At 54.5% G+C, this 14,591-nt stretch carries 13 protein-coding genes; 8 read left to right on the top strand and 5 right to left on the bottom strand.

The annotated features are described in order from the left end of the window. Positions 1-59 precede the first annotated feature (59 nt). The gene (locus tag KP814_RS12560) at positions 60-1,046 is read right to left on the bottom strand and encodes a response regulator (protein WP_127969570.1); all 987 of its coding nucleotides are present in this window, start codon (positions 1,044-1,046) and stop codon (positions 60-62) included. Between the two features lie 521 nt (positions 1,047-1,567). On the opposite strand from KP814_RS12560, the gene KP814_RS12555 reads away from it, so the two are divergent. Both KP814_RS12555 and KP814_RS12550 read left to right on the top strand, forming a co-directional pair. Then, a complete protein-coding gene (locus KP814_RS12555; protein ID WP_216737094.1) occupies positions 1,568-2,053 on the top strand; it encodes a YajQ family cyclic di-GMP-binding protein in 486 nt (161 codons plus the stop codon). 138 nt (positions 2,054-2,191) lie between these two features. After that, complete coding sequence (locus KP814_RS12550) at positions 2,192-3,772, top strand: MFS transporter permease (RefSeq protein WP_216737093.1); 1,581 nt, start codon at positions 2,192-2,194, stop codon at positions 3,770-3,772. 21 nt (positions 3,773-3,793) lie between these two features. Here the strand turns inward: KP814_RS12550 and KP814_RS12545 are convergent, their stop codons facing one another. After that, positions 3,794-4,114, bottom strand: a complete 321-nt coding sequence (locus KP814_RS12545; protein WP_216737092.1) for an MGMT family protein — start codon at positions 4,112-4,114, stop codon at positions 3,794-3,796. A 99-nt stretch (positions 4,115-4,213) separates the two neighbouring features. Beyond that, the gene (locus tag KP814_RS12540) at positions 4,214-4,975 is read right to left on the bottom strand and encodes an SDR family oxidoreductase (protein WP_216737091.1); all 762 of its coding nucleotides are present in this window, start codon (positions 4,973-4,975) and stop codon (positions 4,214-4,216) included. 315 nt (positions 4,976-5,290) lie between these two features. Between KP814_RS12540 and KP814_RS12535 the strand changes: the two genes are divergently transcribed. The 6 genes from KP814_RS12535 to gspD all read left to right on the top strand — a co-directional run bounded on the left by KP814_RS12535 (position 5,291) and on the right by gspD (position 11,941). Beyond that, positions 5,291-5,797 (top strand): FxsA family protein, encoded by a 507-nt coding sequence (locus KP814_RS12535; protein WP_216737090.1) that lies wholly within the window; start codon positions 5,291-5,293, stop codon positions 5,795-5,797. A 170-nt stretch (positions 5,798-5,967) separates the two neighbouring features. Beyond that, on the top strand, positions 5,968-6,258 hold the full coding sequence (gene groES, locus KP814_RS12530) for a co-chaperone GroES (protein WP_127969576.1): 291 nt from the start codon (positions 5,968-5,970) through the stop codon (positions 6,256-6,258). Positions 6,259-6,311: 53 nt separating this feature from the next. Further along, the gene (groL, locus tag KP814_RS12525) at positions 6,312-7,961 is read left to right on the top strand and encodes a chaperonin GroEL (RefSeq protein ID WP_127969577.1); all 1,650 of its coding nucleotides are present in this window, start codon (positions 6,312-6,314) and stop codon (positions 7,959-7,961) included. A 380-nt stretch (positions 7,962-8,341) separates the two neighbouring features. Next, the gene (gene gspN, locus KP814_RS12520) at positions 8,342-9,091 is read left to right on the top strand and encodes a type II secretion system protein N (RefSeq protein ID WP_216737089.1); all 750 of its coding nucleotides are present in this window, start codon (positions 8,342-8,344) and stop codon (positions 9,089-9,091) included. A 6-nt stretch (positions 9,092-9,097) separates the two neighbouring features. Beyond that, entirely contained in the window at positions 9,098-9,934 is an 837-nt protein-coding gene (locus KP814_RS12515; protein WP_216737088.1) for a type II secretion system protein N, read from the top strand. 63 nt (positions 9,935-9,997) lie between these two features. Continuing rightward, the gene (gene gspD, locus KP814_RS12510; RefSeq protein WP_216737087.1) at positions 9,998-11,941 is read left to right on the top strand and encodes a type II secretion system secretin GspD; all 1,944 of its coding nucleotides are present in this window, start codon (positions 9,998-10,000) and stop codon (positions 11,939-11,941) included. Positions 11,942-12,010: 69 nt separating this feature from the next. Here the strand turns inward: gspD and KP814_RS12505 are convergent, their stop codons facing one another. After that, the gene (locus KP814_RS12505) at positions 12,011-13,954 is read right to left on the bottom strand and encodes a M48 family metallopeptidase (RefSeq protein ID WP_216737086.1); all 1,944 of its coding nucleotides are present in this window, start codon (positions 13,952-13,954) and stop codon (positions 12,011-12,013) included. 13 nt (positions 13,955-13,967) lie between these two features. Next, positions 13,968-14,561, bottom strand: a complete 594-nt coding sequence (locus tag KP814_RS12500) for a LemA family protein (protein WP_216737085.1) — start codon at positions 14,559-14,561, stop codon at positions 13,968-13,970. Positions 14,562-14,591 lie beyond the last annotated feature (30 nt).

Raw genomic sequence — 14,591 nt, 5'->3', positions numbered from 1 at the left:
GTCCCGGTTTTTTTAATGGTGACACCTCGGATCATGCGAGGATTGATAGCGAGACGAGGTTATTCTGCGTCTTTGGCTTCGTCGCTGACTTCCGGCCACAGCGCTAGCGCGATGGTGGCGGTCTCGTAGGCGTATTGCAGGCGGCGCAAGGCGACTTTTTCCACTTGCTGGGCTTTTGGCGTCGTGGTGCTGCCGTCGATGGCGCACACGCTGGTGCCCGCCTGAACGGAAACGAAGCCCGCGGTGGTTTTGAACGCTTTCAGGTTGATGCCGTCGTGAATGCGGCGATAGCAGCTGGTCGTGCACTGCTCCAGACTGGAAAACTGGCCAATGACCGCGAACTGATTCTCGGAGATGCGACAGACCGTATCCAGAGGTCGGGTCAGATGGCGCAGACGGCGAGACACGCCGTTGGCGATCTCTTCAAGAATGGCCGGGTTGAAGTGCTTCTTGATGGTCTGCCAGTTCTTGATGCCCAGCAACAGATAACTTGCCGCGCCGCCGCGGGACTCCATTTGACGCAGCGTATCAGTGAGGCGTTCGCGAGCCAGCACCTGATTGCCCAGACCGGTCGCCAGATCCAGCACATTGCGTTCCTGCAGTTCTTTGATGTTATCCATCAACAACTGATTAGCCACCAGCAGGGTGTTCTGCATATCGGAAATCCGGTCTGCGGCGAACACGCGGGGCAGCAATTGTTTGTTCATCTCTGATTTATAAACAAAGTCGTCGACGCCGCGATCAAAGGCTTCAGCCAGTGCTTCCACGCCTTCTTTGGCGGTCAGCAGAATAATGTAGGTAAAGTGATTACTGGCTTCGTCAAGTTGCCGAACCTTGGCCGTCAATTCCAACCCATCCATTTCGGGCATCAGCCAGTCGGCGATTAATACGCTGACGGCGCGTTCTTCAAGCATTTGCAGAGCGGAGGGGGCGTTGTGGGCGATACGCACATCATGATAGCCGGAGTTTCTCAATGTCTTGGCGATCATGGCGCTGCTGAATTTGGCGTCGTCGACCACAAGGATGGATAAATCTAGATTCGGCATGGAATAAGTCCAGTTCAACCTTATTGGTTATACATTTAAAAATTCTCGATAGTTCAATAAACGCTCCGACGGATGGGATCGCCGGGGTGGGTTGTATGAAGAGAGAACTTTCGTAACCGGCCGCGATAATCGGCCCGGGCTTGCCCCGCCGTCAGGCCTGGGCGGTTGGTCCGGACGTGCGTTCTTGCAAGACTTTATTTGAAATAACTTAGTTGTCAGAAGTATAGCTGCATTTTTCGTGCGAGTTATAATAAACGGCTTGTAGTTTATTGCTATCGGACACATGGCGGATCTTGCCGACACGCCCAGGTGTAACGTTGTGTTTACAGTTTTGCATGCAGCCGCGTCAGGATCGCCTCCGCGGGGGTTGCCGGGAAAGCTATTTGTTAGTGTGTCGGCCAGGAATACTGCTGTGAGTCCGTATTCGTCGCGGAGATGACGAAACACGCTCGCCAGGCGCGACCTTTACTGCGCGGGCGGGTATGATGGGCGCAAACGTTAATGACTATTTGGAGAATTGAATGCCTTCGTTTGATATTGTTTCAGAAATAGACCGTCACGAACTCACCAATGCGGTGGACCAGGCCAATCGGGAACTGGAAATGCGGTATGACTTCCGGGGCGTCGAGGCTTCATTCACTCTGGCTGAAAAAGCGGTGGAAATGGCGGCGGAGCAGGAGTTCCAACTGGAGCAGATGCTGCTGATCCTCAACACCACATTGTCCAAACGCAAAGTCGATCTGCGCGTATTGGGCGACTCAACAGATCAAAAATCCGGCAAGCAAGTGAAGCGCTCCTACGCGCTGAAAGAAGGCCTGGAACAGAAAGTGGCGAAAGACATCGTCAAGAAGATCAAAGAAAGCAAAATGAAAGTACAGGCTTCTATTCAGGGCGATCAAGTACGTATTACCGGCAAGAAAAGAGATGATTTGCAAGAAGCCATCCAGTTGCTGCGCGGCGACGAGTCTCTGGACGTTCCAATGCAGTTCAACAATTTCCGCGATTGATTTTTTCGGGCCGGTCCCAGGCCGGCCTTTTCTCACCGCATATTCTTACTACATAGTAAGCTTCAGGATGCTGGAGCTTTGCCTCGCCTGATTATATCCTGAGCCAGAATTTCTTCCGCAAACAAAAGGTTGTGAAACTTGGAAACGCCGTCCTCCTGGCGCGACGGGGTGCGCTATTACCTCGACAAACGCCTGTTGACCATTTTTGTATTTGGCATCTCCAGCGGCTTTCCCGCTGTCATGATCGGCTCGGCGGTCACGGCCTGGTTGAAGGACGTGGGCTATTCGCGCACGGATATCGGTTTTTTTGGTCTGGTGTTTCTGGCCTATTCGACCAACTTTTTGTGGTCGCCAGTGGCGGACCGCGTGCGCCTGCCCTGGTTGACTCGCGCGCTGGGACAGCGTCGCAGTTGGGTGCTGATGATGCAGGCTTTAGTGGCGGTATGTTGCTGGGCGATGTCAAGGGKGGACCTGGCGGATGACTTGCTGCTCGCCAAGTCCATTGCCCTGGCGCTGGCGTTCTTCGCGGCGACCCAGGACATCGCCATTGACGCCTATCGCATCGATGTGGTCCCGGAAGGCGACGGCAAGATGATGTCGGCGGCGTCCGCCATGGCCACCGCCGGTTGGTGGACAGGCTATGCCGGTCTGGGCGCCGCGCCTTTTATTCTGGTGGGGCGCTGGGACTGGGGGTGGGCCGACATGTATGTGTTGATGGCGGCCGTAGTCGTTCTGCTGATGGCGTTTACCTGGCTGGCGGCCAGCGAGCCAACCAACAATCGCGAGGGCGGCCAGCAGGCGGCGGAATCCCGTTATGCGCGGGTACTGGGCTCAAAAGGCGAGGCGAAGCCGCTCGCCATGTTTGTCGCCCTGATGGTGATGATCGCGCTGGCGGTGTGGTCCATTATCGGCAAGCCAGGGCTGGCGGAAGAGTGGCGCGCATCCACGCCGTTGACATTGTTTATCGCCATGGCGGATCTGGCGGCGTTGGCCTGGATGATCCGCACCTTGTGGCGTTGGGAGTCTCAAGCGGTGGAGGATACTCCTGAGAGTTCCACAATTCGCTGGGATCAACGCGCGCTTATTTGGCTGCTCACTACGTTTATCGAACCCTTGGCGGAGTTCTTCCGCCGCAATGGCGTGCAATTGGCGGCGTCGATTCTGTTGTTTATCTTCCTGTTCAAGATCGGCGAGGCCTTTCTCGGCAAGATGTCGGTGGTTTTCTATAAAGAAGTGGGCTTCACGGACGAAGAAATTGGCATCTATTCCAAAGCGGTTACCTGGTGGGTGACCATTGTGTTCTCAATATTGGGCAGTCTGGTCAATATCCGCTATGGGTTATATCGAGGCCTGATGATCGGCGGTATCGCCATGGCCGCCTCCAACCTGATGTTCGCAGCGCTGGCGATGGTGGGGCCGAGCGTGCCCATGCTGGTGTCGGCGGTAGTAGTGGATGGCTTCACCTCCGCCTGGTCCACTGTCGCCTTTGTGGCGTTTCTGTCCGTCATGTGCAACCGCGCCTTCACGGCGGCGCAGTATGCGTTGATGGCTTCCCTCGGAACCTTGGGGCGAACCTTGCTGGCCTCCTATAGCGGCGCGTTGGTGGACAGTCTCAATGGCGATTGGGTGATGTTCTTTATCATCACTACGTTGATGATTACGCCGAGCCTGATCTTTTTAACTTTCCTGAGGGTGCGTCTGGAAGCCGTTCTGAAGTGAAGGCGAGGGCGGCTGGCTCAGTCAGGGCGCCCATTGAAAGCGTTTCAGGGGGATGCGTCCGTTGTGAACCTCGACGCCCTCCTGCGTTAACGCGCTTTGCTGGCGGAAAAAAGACTTGGTTGTTGGCGGGAAAGAGATTTTTCCCTGGCTGTTGATAACCCTGTGCCAGGGAATACTGGAGCCGTCTGGAAGCTGTTTCATGGCGTATCCCACATACCGGGACAACCCCGGCAGCCCCGCCAAGCTGGCGACTTGCCCATAGGTCGCCACTTTTCCAGGAGGAATCTGGCTGACAACGAACCAGATAGCTTGCAGTTTTTCCTGTTGGCTAAGTTCAGACATATTGGCGACGCTGGTTGGGTAAGTGAATCTACTAGAAAAAAAGAAGCCGAGGTTTGTTTTACGGCGAGATAAAAAGCAAGGGGCCGAAGCCCCTTTTTGCTAGATACGCAGCGCTCCATCCACTTCGATGACGCGGCCGGAAAGATAGTCGTTTTCCAGAATGAAGCTCACCGTTTGCGCAATTTCATTCGGCTGACCCATGCGACGCAAAGGAATCTGCTTGGTCATCATCTCCAGCGCTTCGGGTTTCATCGAGCCGGTCATTTCCGTTTCGATAAAGCCGGGCGCGATCGCCATACAACGAATGCCGAAGCGCGCCAATTCCTTCGCCCAGCTCACGCTCATGCCCACGACGCCGGCTTTGGCGGCGGAATAGTTGGTCTGGCCGATGTTGCCAGCGCGGGAAATACTGGAAATATTAATGATGCAACCCTTGCGGCCGCTTTCCAGCATTTTGGCGGCGGCTTCGCGTCCACACAAAAATACGCCGGTCAAGTTCACGTCGATGACGGACTGCCATTGCTCCAGGCTCATGCGGTGAGTGACCTGGCCGTCTTTATACTTGATCAGCATACCGTCTCGCAGGATGCCTGCGTTGTTGATCAATGCATCGACGCCGCCGAAGTCCTCGGCAATTTTGGCGAACACGCTTTCAACGTCGGCCTCTTTGGCGACGTTGCACAGATAGTACTTGGCTTCAGCGCCCAGTTCCTCGCATTTGGCGACGCTTTCCTGCAGTTTCTCTTCTGACAGGTCGATCAGCGCCAGACGGGCGCCTTTTTCGGCGAGATACAGCGCCATGGCGCGGCCCAGGCCCTGGCCGCCACCGGTAATCACAACCACAGAATCTTTCAATTGCATAACTTGTCCCACTCTCTCGATAGTGAAAAAACAATAATCTTTGTCCGTCGCGTTGAAATAGAAATAAACAACTCCATCTATAGTAACGACAGGTGAAGATACATACGCTTCATAGAGGGGAGCGGACCGCCAGGGGCGGGACTCCTCCACGCTGAATTACCGCTTACTATATTGAATTATATGGTGTTCTAGGGTTTGCGGCTGCGCCGGGAGGCGCTCGTAAAGCCAGTATTATGGCAGTAATTTCGCCGACCACCAAATGGTCCAGGAACCGATTTCCACCTGCATAACACTGGCTGATGTAACGACGGAATCATGCTAAGAAGAATACCTTTTCTTATCCCTATCATTGCGCTCATTGAGATTTATCTGATCATTGAAGTCGGCGGCGCCATTGGCTTCTGGCCGACTGTATCGATTTTTATCGTCACCGGATTTGTCGGCGTGACCATGCTGCGACGGCAGGGATTTTCTCTGCTGAGCAGTCTGCAGGCGAAAATGCAGGCGGGCGAGACTCCAGCGGGAGAAATGCTGGAGGGTGTAGCGCTGCTGATTGGCGGAGCCATGCTGGTGACGCCGGGCTTTTTAACCGATTTCATGGGATTCCTTCTGTTGACGCCGTTGACGCGCAAGTTGCTCATCGGCCGTATTGGCGGCGCGTTGTTGCGTAATGGGCGAGTAGTAAGCCGCAGTTATAGTCAAACGACCTATTCTTCGACCTCTGAACGGGATGGCGCTTTCCGCGGAGATCCCTCTGGCGGCCCACGGCAAGGCGCTGGCGGGGATAAAGTGATTGAAGGCGAGTACACCCGAGAGGACTAGGAAAAAAATTTAAAAAAATTATAGCCGGGGTGTTGAAATCCTCGCCCCGGGCCCCATTTAAACCTCCACAATTTAAGCACTCGGCGTTCCTGGTCCAACCCGGATGTCCGGCTGCTGTTTAAAACCAAAAAGTCAGCTAGTTAAATGTTCTAACTGGGAGAAAAAGCGAAATGAAAATTCGTCCGTTACACGAACGTGTTGTCGTGCGCCGTAAGGAAGAAGAGACCAAAACTGCCGGTGGTATCGTATTGCCCGGCAATGCGGCAGAAAAGCCTTCACAGGGTGAAGTTCTGGCTGTGGGCGAAGGCCGTATTTTGGATAATGGCGATGTCCGTCCGTTGGCGGTCAAAGTCGGTGACAAGGTGGTTTTCGGCCAGTATGCCGGCAGCACCGTTAAGATTGATGGCGAAGAGCTGTTGATCATGAGCGAAAGCGACATCTTCGGCGTAGTCGAAGGCTAACACTCCGAAACTAAAGACTTTTGTCATCAACTAACAAGTAATGGGATTTTGTTATGGCAGCTAAAGACGTTAAATTTGGCGATTCCGCGCGTAAGCGCATGGTGGCGGGCGTTAATACCCTGGCCGACGCAGTTAAAGTCACTTTGGGTCCAAAAGGCCGCAACGTGGTTCTGGACAAGTCCTTCGGCGCGCCTACCGTCACTAAAGACGGTGTGTCCGTAGCTAAAGAAATTGAACTGAAAGACAAGTTCGAAAACATGGGCGCGCAAATGGTTAAGGAAGTTGCTTCCAAAACCAACGATGAAGCGGGCGACGGCACCACCACTGCAACTGTACTGGCTCAGGCGATCCTGAACGAAGGCCTGAAGTCTGTTGCAGCGGGCATGAACCCAATGGACCTGAAGCGCGGCATCGACAAAGCCGTTATCGCTGCGGTCAAAGAAATCAAGAACATCTCCCGTCCTTGCGAAGACTCCAAGTCCATCGCCCAGGTTGGCACCATCTCCGCCAACAGCGACGAGCGCATCGGCAACATCATTGCTGAAGCGATGGAAAAAGTTGGTAAGGAAGGCGTTATCACTGTTGAAGAAGGCAGTGGTCTGGAAGACGAGCTGGACGTGGTTGAAGGTATGCAATTCGACCGTGGCTACCTGTCCGCCTACTTCGTAAACAACCAGGACAGCATGAGCGCTGAACTGGAAGATCCTTTCATCCTGCTGGTTGACAAGAAGATCTCCAACATCCGCGAAATGCTGCCTGTACTGGAAGCAGTAGCTAAGTCCTCCAAGCCTCTGCTGGTGATCTCTGAAGATCTGGAAGGCGAAGCGCTGGCGACTCTGGTTGTTAACAACATGCGCGGCATCGTGAAAGTTGCAGCGGTTAAAGCGCCTGGCTTTGGCGATCGTCGTAAAGAAATGCTGCAGGATATCGCTATCCTGACTGGCGGCACTGTTATCTCCGAAGAAGTTGGCCTGAACCTGGAAGGCGCTACTCTGGATGACTTGGGCACCGCTAAGCGTGTTGTTGTTACTAAAGAAAACACCACTATCATCGACGGCGCTGGCGCTAAGAGCGACATCGAAGCGCGCGTTGCGCAAATCCGTCGTCAAATCGAAGAAACTTCTTCCGATTACGACCGTGAGAAGCTGCAAGAGCGTGTTGCCAAACTGGCTGGCGGCGTAGCCGTTATCAAAGTTGGCGCAGCGACTGAAGTGGAAATGAAAGAGAAGAAAGCCCGCGTTGAAGACGCGCTGCACTCCACCCGCGCTGCGGTTGAAGAAGGCGTGGTGCCTGGCGGCGGCGTAGCCCTGGTGCGCGCACTGCAGGCCGTTTCTGACCTGACTGGCGACAACGCTGATCAGAACGTAGGCATCAACCTGCTGCGTCGCGCGATGGAAGCTCCTCTGCGTCAGATCGTCGCTAACGCTGGCGGCGAGCCTTCCGTAGTTGTGGACAAAGTCCGTCAGGGCGAAGGTGCATTCGGCTACAATGCCGGCACTGAAGTTTACGGCGACATGCTGGAAATGGGTATTCTGGATCCTGCGAAAGTTACCCGTACCGCACTGCAGTCCGCTGCGTCTATTGCTGGTCTGATGATCACTACCGAGTGTATGGTTTCTGACCTGCCTGAAGACGACAAGAAAGGCGGCATGCCAGACATGGGCGGCATGGGCGGAATGGGTGGCATGGGCGGCATGATGTAATCATCCCCCATAACGCTCCCGCGGAAAAAACCCGGCTTCGGCCGGGTTTTTTTATGGCGCGAAGAACTTGGCGCGGATAGTGGGGTCTATTAAGAATGTTTAACCTCAAACTCGTTGCCAATGTTGCAAATATTCTTTAGAAAACACTGCTATGCTTTTGTTACCATGTAAAAATTTTATAGCCTGTGTTTTGAGGCGAAGATAAAAGTATTCTGCTGTTCGCGACAGTCGTCTTAAACCTCCCGGAGGCGGAGCCCGGTCAGTGATAATGGCCGCCGAGGCTTGGCGTAGTAGGGTTTGTCGATTCAACAATTAGAATGTAGTCCATTGCGCGTATGCATATGCTCAGTGGTTGATTGGGAAGGTTGTAGGCCAAAGAAGTGATAAAAAAAATTGTGGGATTGGTTATTATTGGCGGCCTGACCTATCTGGCGGGGTTGGTATTACTCGTGCCCGTGGAGTTTGTGTGGCGTCAGGCCAGCGTTCCCGCCAACCAACTTCCTGTGCGGGTGCAGAAGCTGCAAGGCACGCTTTGGGAAGGCAAAGCGCTGATTTCTCATTCTTGGGCCACCGGCGTGCTGGATTGGGATGTTTATCCATCTGGCCTGCTAATGATGGGCGACGCTCTGGCGCTGAACTTTCGCGCCAACAAAATCGATATAGACGCCAAAGCCGCACTGGATGGATTTGATCAAGTCCGAGTGCTTGCTGACGGTTCTCTGGATCTGGCGGCGCTGGCGCCGGCATTGCGCCGCCATCGTCTGAATCTGAGCGGAGAGCTGAAGATAAGCGGCTTGGACGTGACGCTGGACACCAATACGGGTCTTCCTGTGCGAGCTTCAGGGCGAGCGCAGTGGGCGGGCGGACCGGTTACCTATCCGATGGGCCGGGAAAATAAAACCGCCACAATGCCTCCGTTGCAGGGGCTGATTAAACAGGAGGGTGAGGAAATTCACCTGGAAGTACTGGATAGCACGGAAAACAAACCCGTTATGAGCGCTCAGGTAACGCGGGACGGCACGGCGAAGATACAAATTCGCAAACGGTTGCTGGACTTGGCGGGCGCGCCCTGGAGTAAACAGGCGAATCCTGACGACATTGTTTTCCGGGTACAGCAACGGATACTTTAACGACCCATGTTGACAGGCCATATTACTAAGATAACCTGGGTGCTCTTGCTCGCCATAGTCGTAACGCTGGCGTGGCAAGCCGCAAGGGTGACCTGGGGTGTTTGGGTGGGAACCCCGGATATTATCGTCATGCCGGTCGGCGGTGTGGCGAATGCAAACAAGAATCAGGCGATGCAGGCTAACTATCCTGCATGGAATTTATTCGGCAAGGCGGAAGATGCCTCCGCTAAAAAGGCGTTGAGCCAAGTGGACGCGCCAATCACTGCCTTAAGACTGGACCTGTATGGGGTCGTAGTCGGCGGTGAAGAGGGCGGATCCGGCGCTATCATTGCGGAAAAGGGAAAATCGGCCGAATATTATCGTATTAATGAAATGCTGCCCGGCGGAGCCAAATTGTCAGCAGTGTTTCCTGATCATGTGTTGATCAGTCGGAATGGCGCCTTGGAGAAGCTGGCGTTTGACGATTCCGTCGCTGTGGCGGGCAGCGCTATCGAACAGGTGGCGAGACCTAAAAACACTGGCGGAATTGACTCTCCCGAAGAGTTTGTCAGCGTCGCGCAGAAGAGATTGGAGGAAGATCCGCGCGGAGCCTTGGCTTCGGTGGGTCTGGCGCCAGTGAGTAGCGGCGAAGGAGCGTCCGGCTACCAGTATGATGGCAATAACCCAATGTTGGGCGCCATGAACCTGCAGAAAGGGGATGTGATTCGTTCGGTGAACGGTCATACCCTTGGCAACATCGAGCAGGATAGACAGATGATTCAGCAGCTGTATGAAAGCGGCATGCTGGAGGTGGAAATAGAACGGGATGGGGCGACTTTCACTATCAGTTACCCATTACGCTGAGCCAGTTACCCGCTGCGCTAAGCGACTTCCTCAAAGTAATGAAAATCAAAAAAAGATTGTTGAATGGACATGAAACATTTTAGAGCCTTTACATTTGCCTGGTTGTTGATTGCGGGTTTTTTCTCCGGCGTGGCGGGGGCCGAAGATCAGACATGGAAGGTCAACCTTAAAGACGCTGATATCCGCGCCTTCATTACTCAAATCGCCGACATCACCGGTTACAGCTTTGTTGTCGACCCCAGGGTGAAAGGCAAAGTCACCGTGGTGTCGAACGCCGCCATGGGGCGTGATGAAGTCTACGAAATGTTTCTTTCCGTGTTGAACGTACATGGCTTCGCGGCGATTCCTTCCGAGGGAATCATCAAAATTGTGCAGCAGAACGAGGCCAAGCAAACCGCGGAGAACACCTCGATTTTTAAGACGGTGCCGCAGGAGCAGTTGGTGACCCGGGTCATACAGGTCAAAAACGCTAACGCCCTTGAGCTGGTGCCGATTCTGCGTCCGATGGTGGCCAAATATGGACACCTTGCCGGCGTCGCCGCCGCCAACGCTCTGATTATCAGTGACCACGTTAATAACATCGCCCGTATTGAGCGCATCGTCAGTGAGCTCGACAGCCCCTCTAACTATCAGCTGGAAGTCATTCAGCTGAAAGACGCCTGGGTTGGCGATATGGTTAAGTTGTTAGAAGAGCTGGCTCCTTCCGAGCTGGGCAAAGGCGCGCCCAAAGGGCCCGCCAACAAGTTCAGCGTTGTAGCCGACGAGCGTAGCAATCGTCTGATCTTGAAAGGCGACGAAAACTTCCGTGACAAAATGCGCCTTCTTATCGCCAAGCTGGATCAGCCTGCGGCAGTAAGCGGCACCACCAAGGTTATCAATTTACGTCATGCTGACGCAGAAGCGTTGGCTGAGTTGCTGAAAGGCCTGATGGGCGATATTTCCCCTGCAAAAGGCGAGGGCGCGGCAGCGGCTCCTGGCGGCGGCAAAGTCAGCATCTATCCTGATGAAGGTTTGAATGCGCTGGTTGTGCGCGCAGAGCCTTCCATGATGAAAGAAATCGAGGCGATCGTTCAGCAGCTGGATGTGCGTCGTGCGCAAGTATTGATCGAAGCCGCGATTGTGGAAATCAGCGATGGCCTGAGTCGCCAGTTGGGTGTGCAAATGGCCGCTGGGGATTTGACTGGCAAGTCTGGCCCGGCCACTGTCACTAACTTCACCAACGTGGGCATTTCCGCCTCGGCGATACTGGCGGCAATCGCCAGCAACTCGACGCCTTCCATTGGCGGCGATATCGCTGCCGTGGCGATTGGCGAGGCCGACGGCAAGAAAGGTTGGGGCGCCTTAATTCAGGCTTTGGGCACCAGTGGTCAGGCTAACCTGCTGTCCACGCCAAGCATCATTACTATGGATAACCTGCAGTCTGAAATTATCGTTGGTCAGAACGTGCCTTTCCGTACCGGACAGACCGGCACGGGCACTGACGGCACCAGCAACCCGTTCACTACTATTGAGCGTCAGGACGTCGGTTTGACCTTGCGTGTGACGCCAAGCATCAGTGATGGCGATCTGGTCAGATTGGAAATCGAACAGGAAACCTCTTCCATTGCGCCTTCCAACGAAAGCGCGTCGGATATCATCACCAATAAGCGTCAGATCAAGACCTCCGTCTTGGCGGACAATGCCGAAACTATCGTGCTGGGTGGTCTGATGAGCGAGAACTACAAGCTGTCAGAAGCCAAGGTGCCGCTGCTGGGGGATATCCCGCTGTTAGGCGCGCTGTTCCGCAGCACCAAGCGCGAAAAAGACAAGCAAAACCTTCTCGTGTTCCTGCGCCCGACTATTCTGCGCAACAAGGAAGAAGCCAAGAAGGCGAGCCAGGATAAGTATGATCAACTGTGGGAGCTTAACCTGAGCATCAAACGCGATCATAAAGGCGATAAGCATGCAGAGACCATGATCAAGCCTTCTATGGATAGCGTATACAGAGAGAACGCGTTCGAGCAGTAGTACTTCTCAGTTCAGGCGGCGGACAGGCTCCGCCGCCTTGCGCCTGACTTCTTCCTTTTTCTCTTTTTTCTAATTATCAATCTCGTCGCTGGGCTCCAGGGGCGGCATCGGACACCCCATCACCGCCGTTGCGGCGCGCAGCAACTCATATTCCTTTAAGCTGACATAGCCATCGTAACTGACGCATTGTGCGAAAGCCTCGACGACAGCGGGTTTAAGCAATGCTGACAGCTGTGACAATCTGTTGAGCGCATCCGCAAGCTGATCTGAAGCAAGTCTGGAGTGAAAGGTTGCACCCAGGTGAGGGAAGTTCTGCGACATCACTTGTTTGAAAAACTGGCTGGGATTGGTCTCTGGGCTTGCGCCTGAAGCTGCGACGCCCAGACGGGCAAAAGCGGAAAGTATCAGTGCAATCTCATCGCTGGCCTGTTCGTAGCGAGTCAGAGTGTCTCGTTGAGGCGCGAAGTTCTCATCCAGCTGCGTGCGTAATAGGGCGAGGATGGCGAATTCCGAAAGTGTCGTGCGCTCGTCCAGGGCGACAATTTGCTGCGCCGTAGCGACGACGTGAGAGCGAGCGGCGATGTCGCCTCCTTTCAGCGCGCCAAGACAGACTTCTAAAAGCGGTAAACGGTGATTGGCCGGTAATGTCGTGATCTTGCGTTCAAGACTGTCGAAATCTGGCGTGCTCTTTATCGGGATTCCCGATGAGTGCAGGATAGTATCGCCCACGGGCAATCTGACTGGCGACTCCAGCAGCAGTAGAGCATAGATTATTCTTTCCGCCTGGCTTGGCGTATGCAGGGCGTCGCCAAAGGTGGTCTGCAACCGTTGCAGTGTTCGCTGGCTCCAGTCTTGCGTCGCCTGCGTATGACGTCCAACTTGTCTGGCGATTCCTGCGCTTTTGATTTGCTCCGTGGAGGGCGACGCGCTTTGTGGAGCGAATCCTGATGTGGCGGGGGGAGCGCTTGAGGTTGTTGCTGCAGTTTGTTGCGCCTGGCCTTGGTTGCGGCGTGCGCGCTGCTTGGTCAGAAAAAGCGGGTCCACGGCGCGAATGCGCTCGTCCAGCGGCGGATGGGAAGCGAACCAGGCGCTCAGCTTCAGACTTTCGCCAAAACACATATGGTTGATCTCCTGGGCGCTGGACGTATGTCCCAGGTAGGAGTGTGTCTGACTTTCCCTGATCTTGAAGAGGGCGCCAGCGATACCTTCTGGGTTGCGGGTAAACTGCACCGACGACGCGTCCGCCAGATATTCCCGTTGGCGGGAAAGCGCAGCTTGAATTAAGCGGCCAAAAAACAGACCAATATAGCCCAATACGAACAGAGTGAATCCCGCCGCTACGACAATGATCACCCCGCGTGCGTCGCGTGAGCGCCTACCGCCGCTTCTGCTGGACATTCGCAACAGAAAGGCTCCGGTGGAGCCTATCAGAAGGATGCCCGCGAGAACGGCGATAATCTGCACGTTCAAGCGGGTGTCAGCGTTCAGAATGTGGCTGAATTCATGGCCAATGACGCCTTGTAGTTCATCCCGGCTTAGTGAGTTAAGCGTACCGGCGGTGACGACCAGAGACATGTCCTCAAGCGTGTAGCCCGCCACAAAGGCGTTGATGGCCTCTTCCTTGTCCATAATGTAAATGCTGGGGATGGGCACGCCGGAAGCGATGCTCATTTCCTCCACAACATTGACCAGCCGGCGTTCATTCTGGTTTTGAGTTGTCGCGTTGATCTGGCGTGCGCCGACCATTTGCGCAACGGAGCGTCCGCCGCGCCTTAACTGTAAAAAACGTTTGCCTGCGCCCACCGCGACAATAGCGATGACCGCCAGCGCCACCCACCAGGCGGGGCCAGCCAGCCAGGCGCTTGGGGTCATGCGCGCGTCCACGAACTGGTGGTAAGCGATGAACCCGGCGATATTAATGGCGAGCGCTATGCCGATCAAAGCGGCGGCGAAATGGAGCAGGAGTAGAACCGAGAGCTTGCGCGCGCGCTCTTGCTTGGCGAAAAAATCCATGACTTGTCAGGAGCTAGTTAAAGCTGACTTTGACAGCCTGACGAGCCTCAGCGGACTCAACCTCAAACATCTCGGTTTCTTTGAAGCCGAAAAAGCCGGCGATAAGATTGCTGGGAAACTGTTCACGATAGGTGTGATAGGTCATTACAGCGTCATTGTAAGCCTGACGGGCGAAGCCAACTTTATTTTCCGTGCTGGTGAGCTCTTCCATTAACTGTTGCATGGTTTGATTCGCCTTAATGTCCGGATAGTTTTCAGACACGGCGTAGAAGTTCGCCAAAGCGCGGTTCAGCATGCCCTCGGCCTGAGACAGCTGTTTGATGCGGTCTCCTTCTTCAGGTCGTTGCGCCGCCGCCTGTTGCGCATTGATCGCCTGGTTGCGCGCCTGCATGACTTTCTCCAGCGTGTCCTGCTCATGCTTCATAAACGCCTTGGCGGTCTCCACCAAGTTGGGAATCAGGTCATGTCGGCGCTGCAACTGTACGTCTATTTGAGCGAAAGCGTTTTTAAAGCGATTCTTCAGAGACACGAGTTTGTTGTAGATGGATATCAGATAGAAGGCGACGGCGATGATGACGACAATGCCGATAATCGCGGAAATGCTCATTGATAGACTCCCGAAAAAGAATGTTTTCCC

This window comes from Hahella sp. HN01, from assembly GCF_018986435.1.
Lineage (GTDB): Bacteria > Pseudomonadota > Gammaproteobacteria > Pseudomonadales > Oleiphilaceae > Hahella.
This window is presented reverse-complemented; position numbering and strand designations above follow the sequence as displayed.

Bases quoted from the DNA above. Each gene is read 5' to 3' on its own strand.
- KP814_RS12560 (WP_127969570.1), bottom strand. From the start codon at position 1,046: ATGCCGAATCTAGATTTATCCATCCTTGTGGTCGACGACGCCAAATTC.
- KP814_RS12555 (WP_216737094.1), top strand. From the start codon at position 1,568: ATGCCTTCGTTTGATATTGTTTCAGAAATAGACCGTCACGAACTCACC.
- KP814_RS12545 (WP_216737092.1), bottom strand. From the start codon at position 4,114: ATGTCTGAACTTAGCCAACAGGAAAAACTGCAAGCTATCTGGTTCGTT.
- KP814_RS12540 (WP_216737091.1), bottom strand. From the start codon at position 4,975: ATGCAATTGAAAGATTCTGTGGTTGTGATTACCGGTGGCGGCCAGGGC.
- KP814_RS12535 (WP_216737090.1), top strand. From the start codon at position 5,291: ATGCTAAGAAGAATACCTTTTCTTATCCCTATCATTGCGCTCATTGAG.
- groES (WP_127969576.1), top strand. From the start codon at position 5,968: ATGAAAATTCGTCCGTTACACGAACGTGTTGTCGTGCGCCGTAAGGAA.
- groL (WP_127969577.1), top strand. From the start codon at position 6,312: ATGGCAGCTAAAGACGTTAAATTTGGCGATTCCGCGCGTAAGCGCATG.
- KP814_RS12515 (WP_216737088.1), top strand. From the start codon at position 9,098: ATGTTGACAGGCCATATTACTAAGATAACCTGGGTGCTCTTGCTCGCC.
- gspD (WP_216737087.1), top strand. From the start codon at position 9,998: ATGGACATGAAACATTTTAGAGCCTTTACATTTGCCTGGTTGTTGATT.
- KP814_RS12505 (WP_216737086.1), bottom strand. From the start codon at position 13,954: ATGGATTTTTTCGCCAAGCAAGAGCGCGCGCGCAAGCTCTCGGTTCTA.
- KP814_RS12500 (WP_216737085.1), bottom strand. From the start codon at position 14,561: ATGAGCATTTCCGCGATTATCGGCATTGTCGTCATCATCGCCGTCGCC.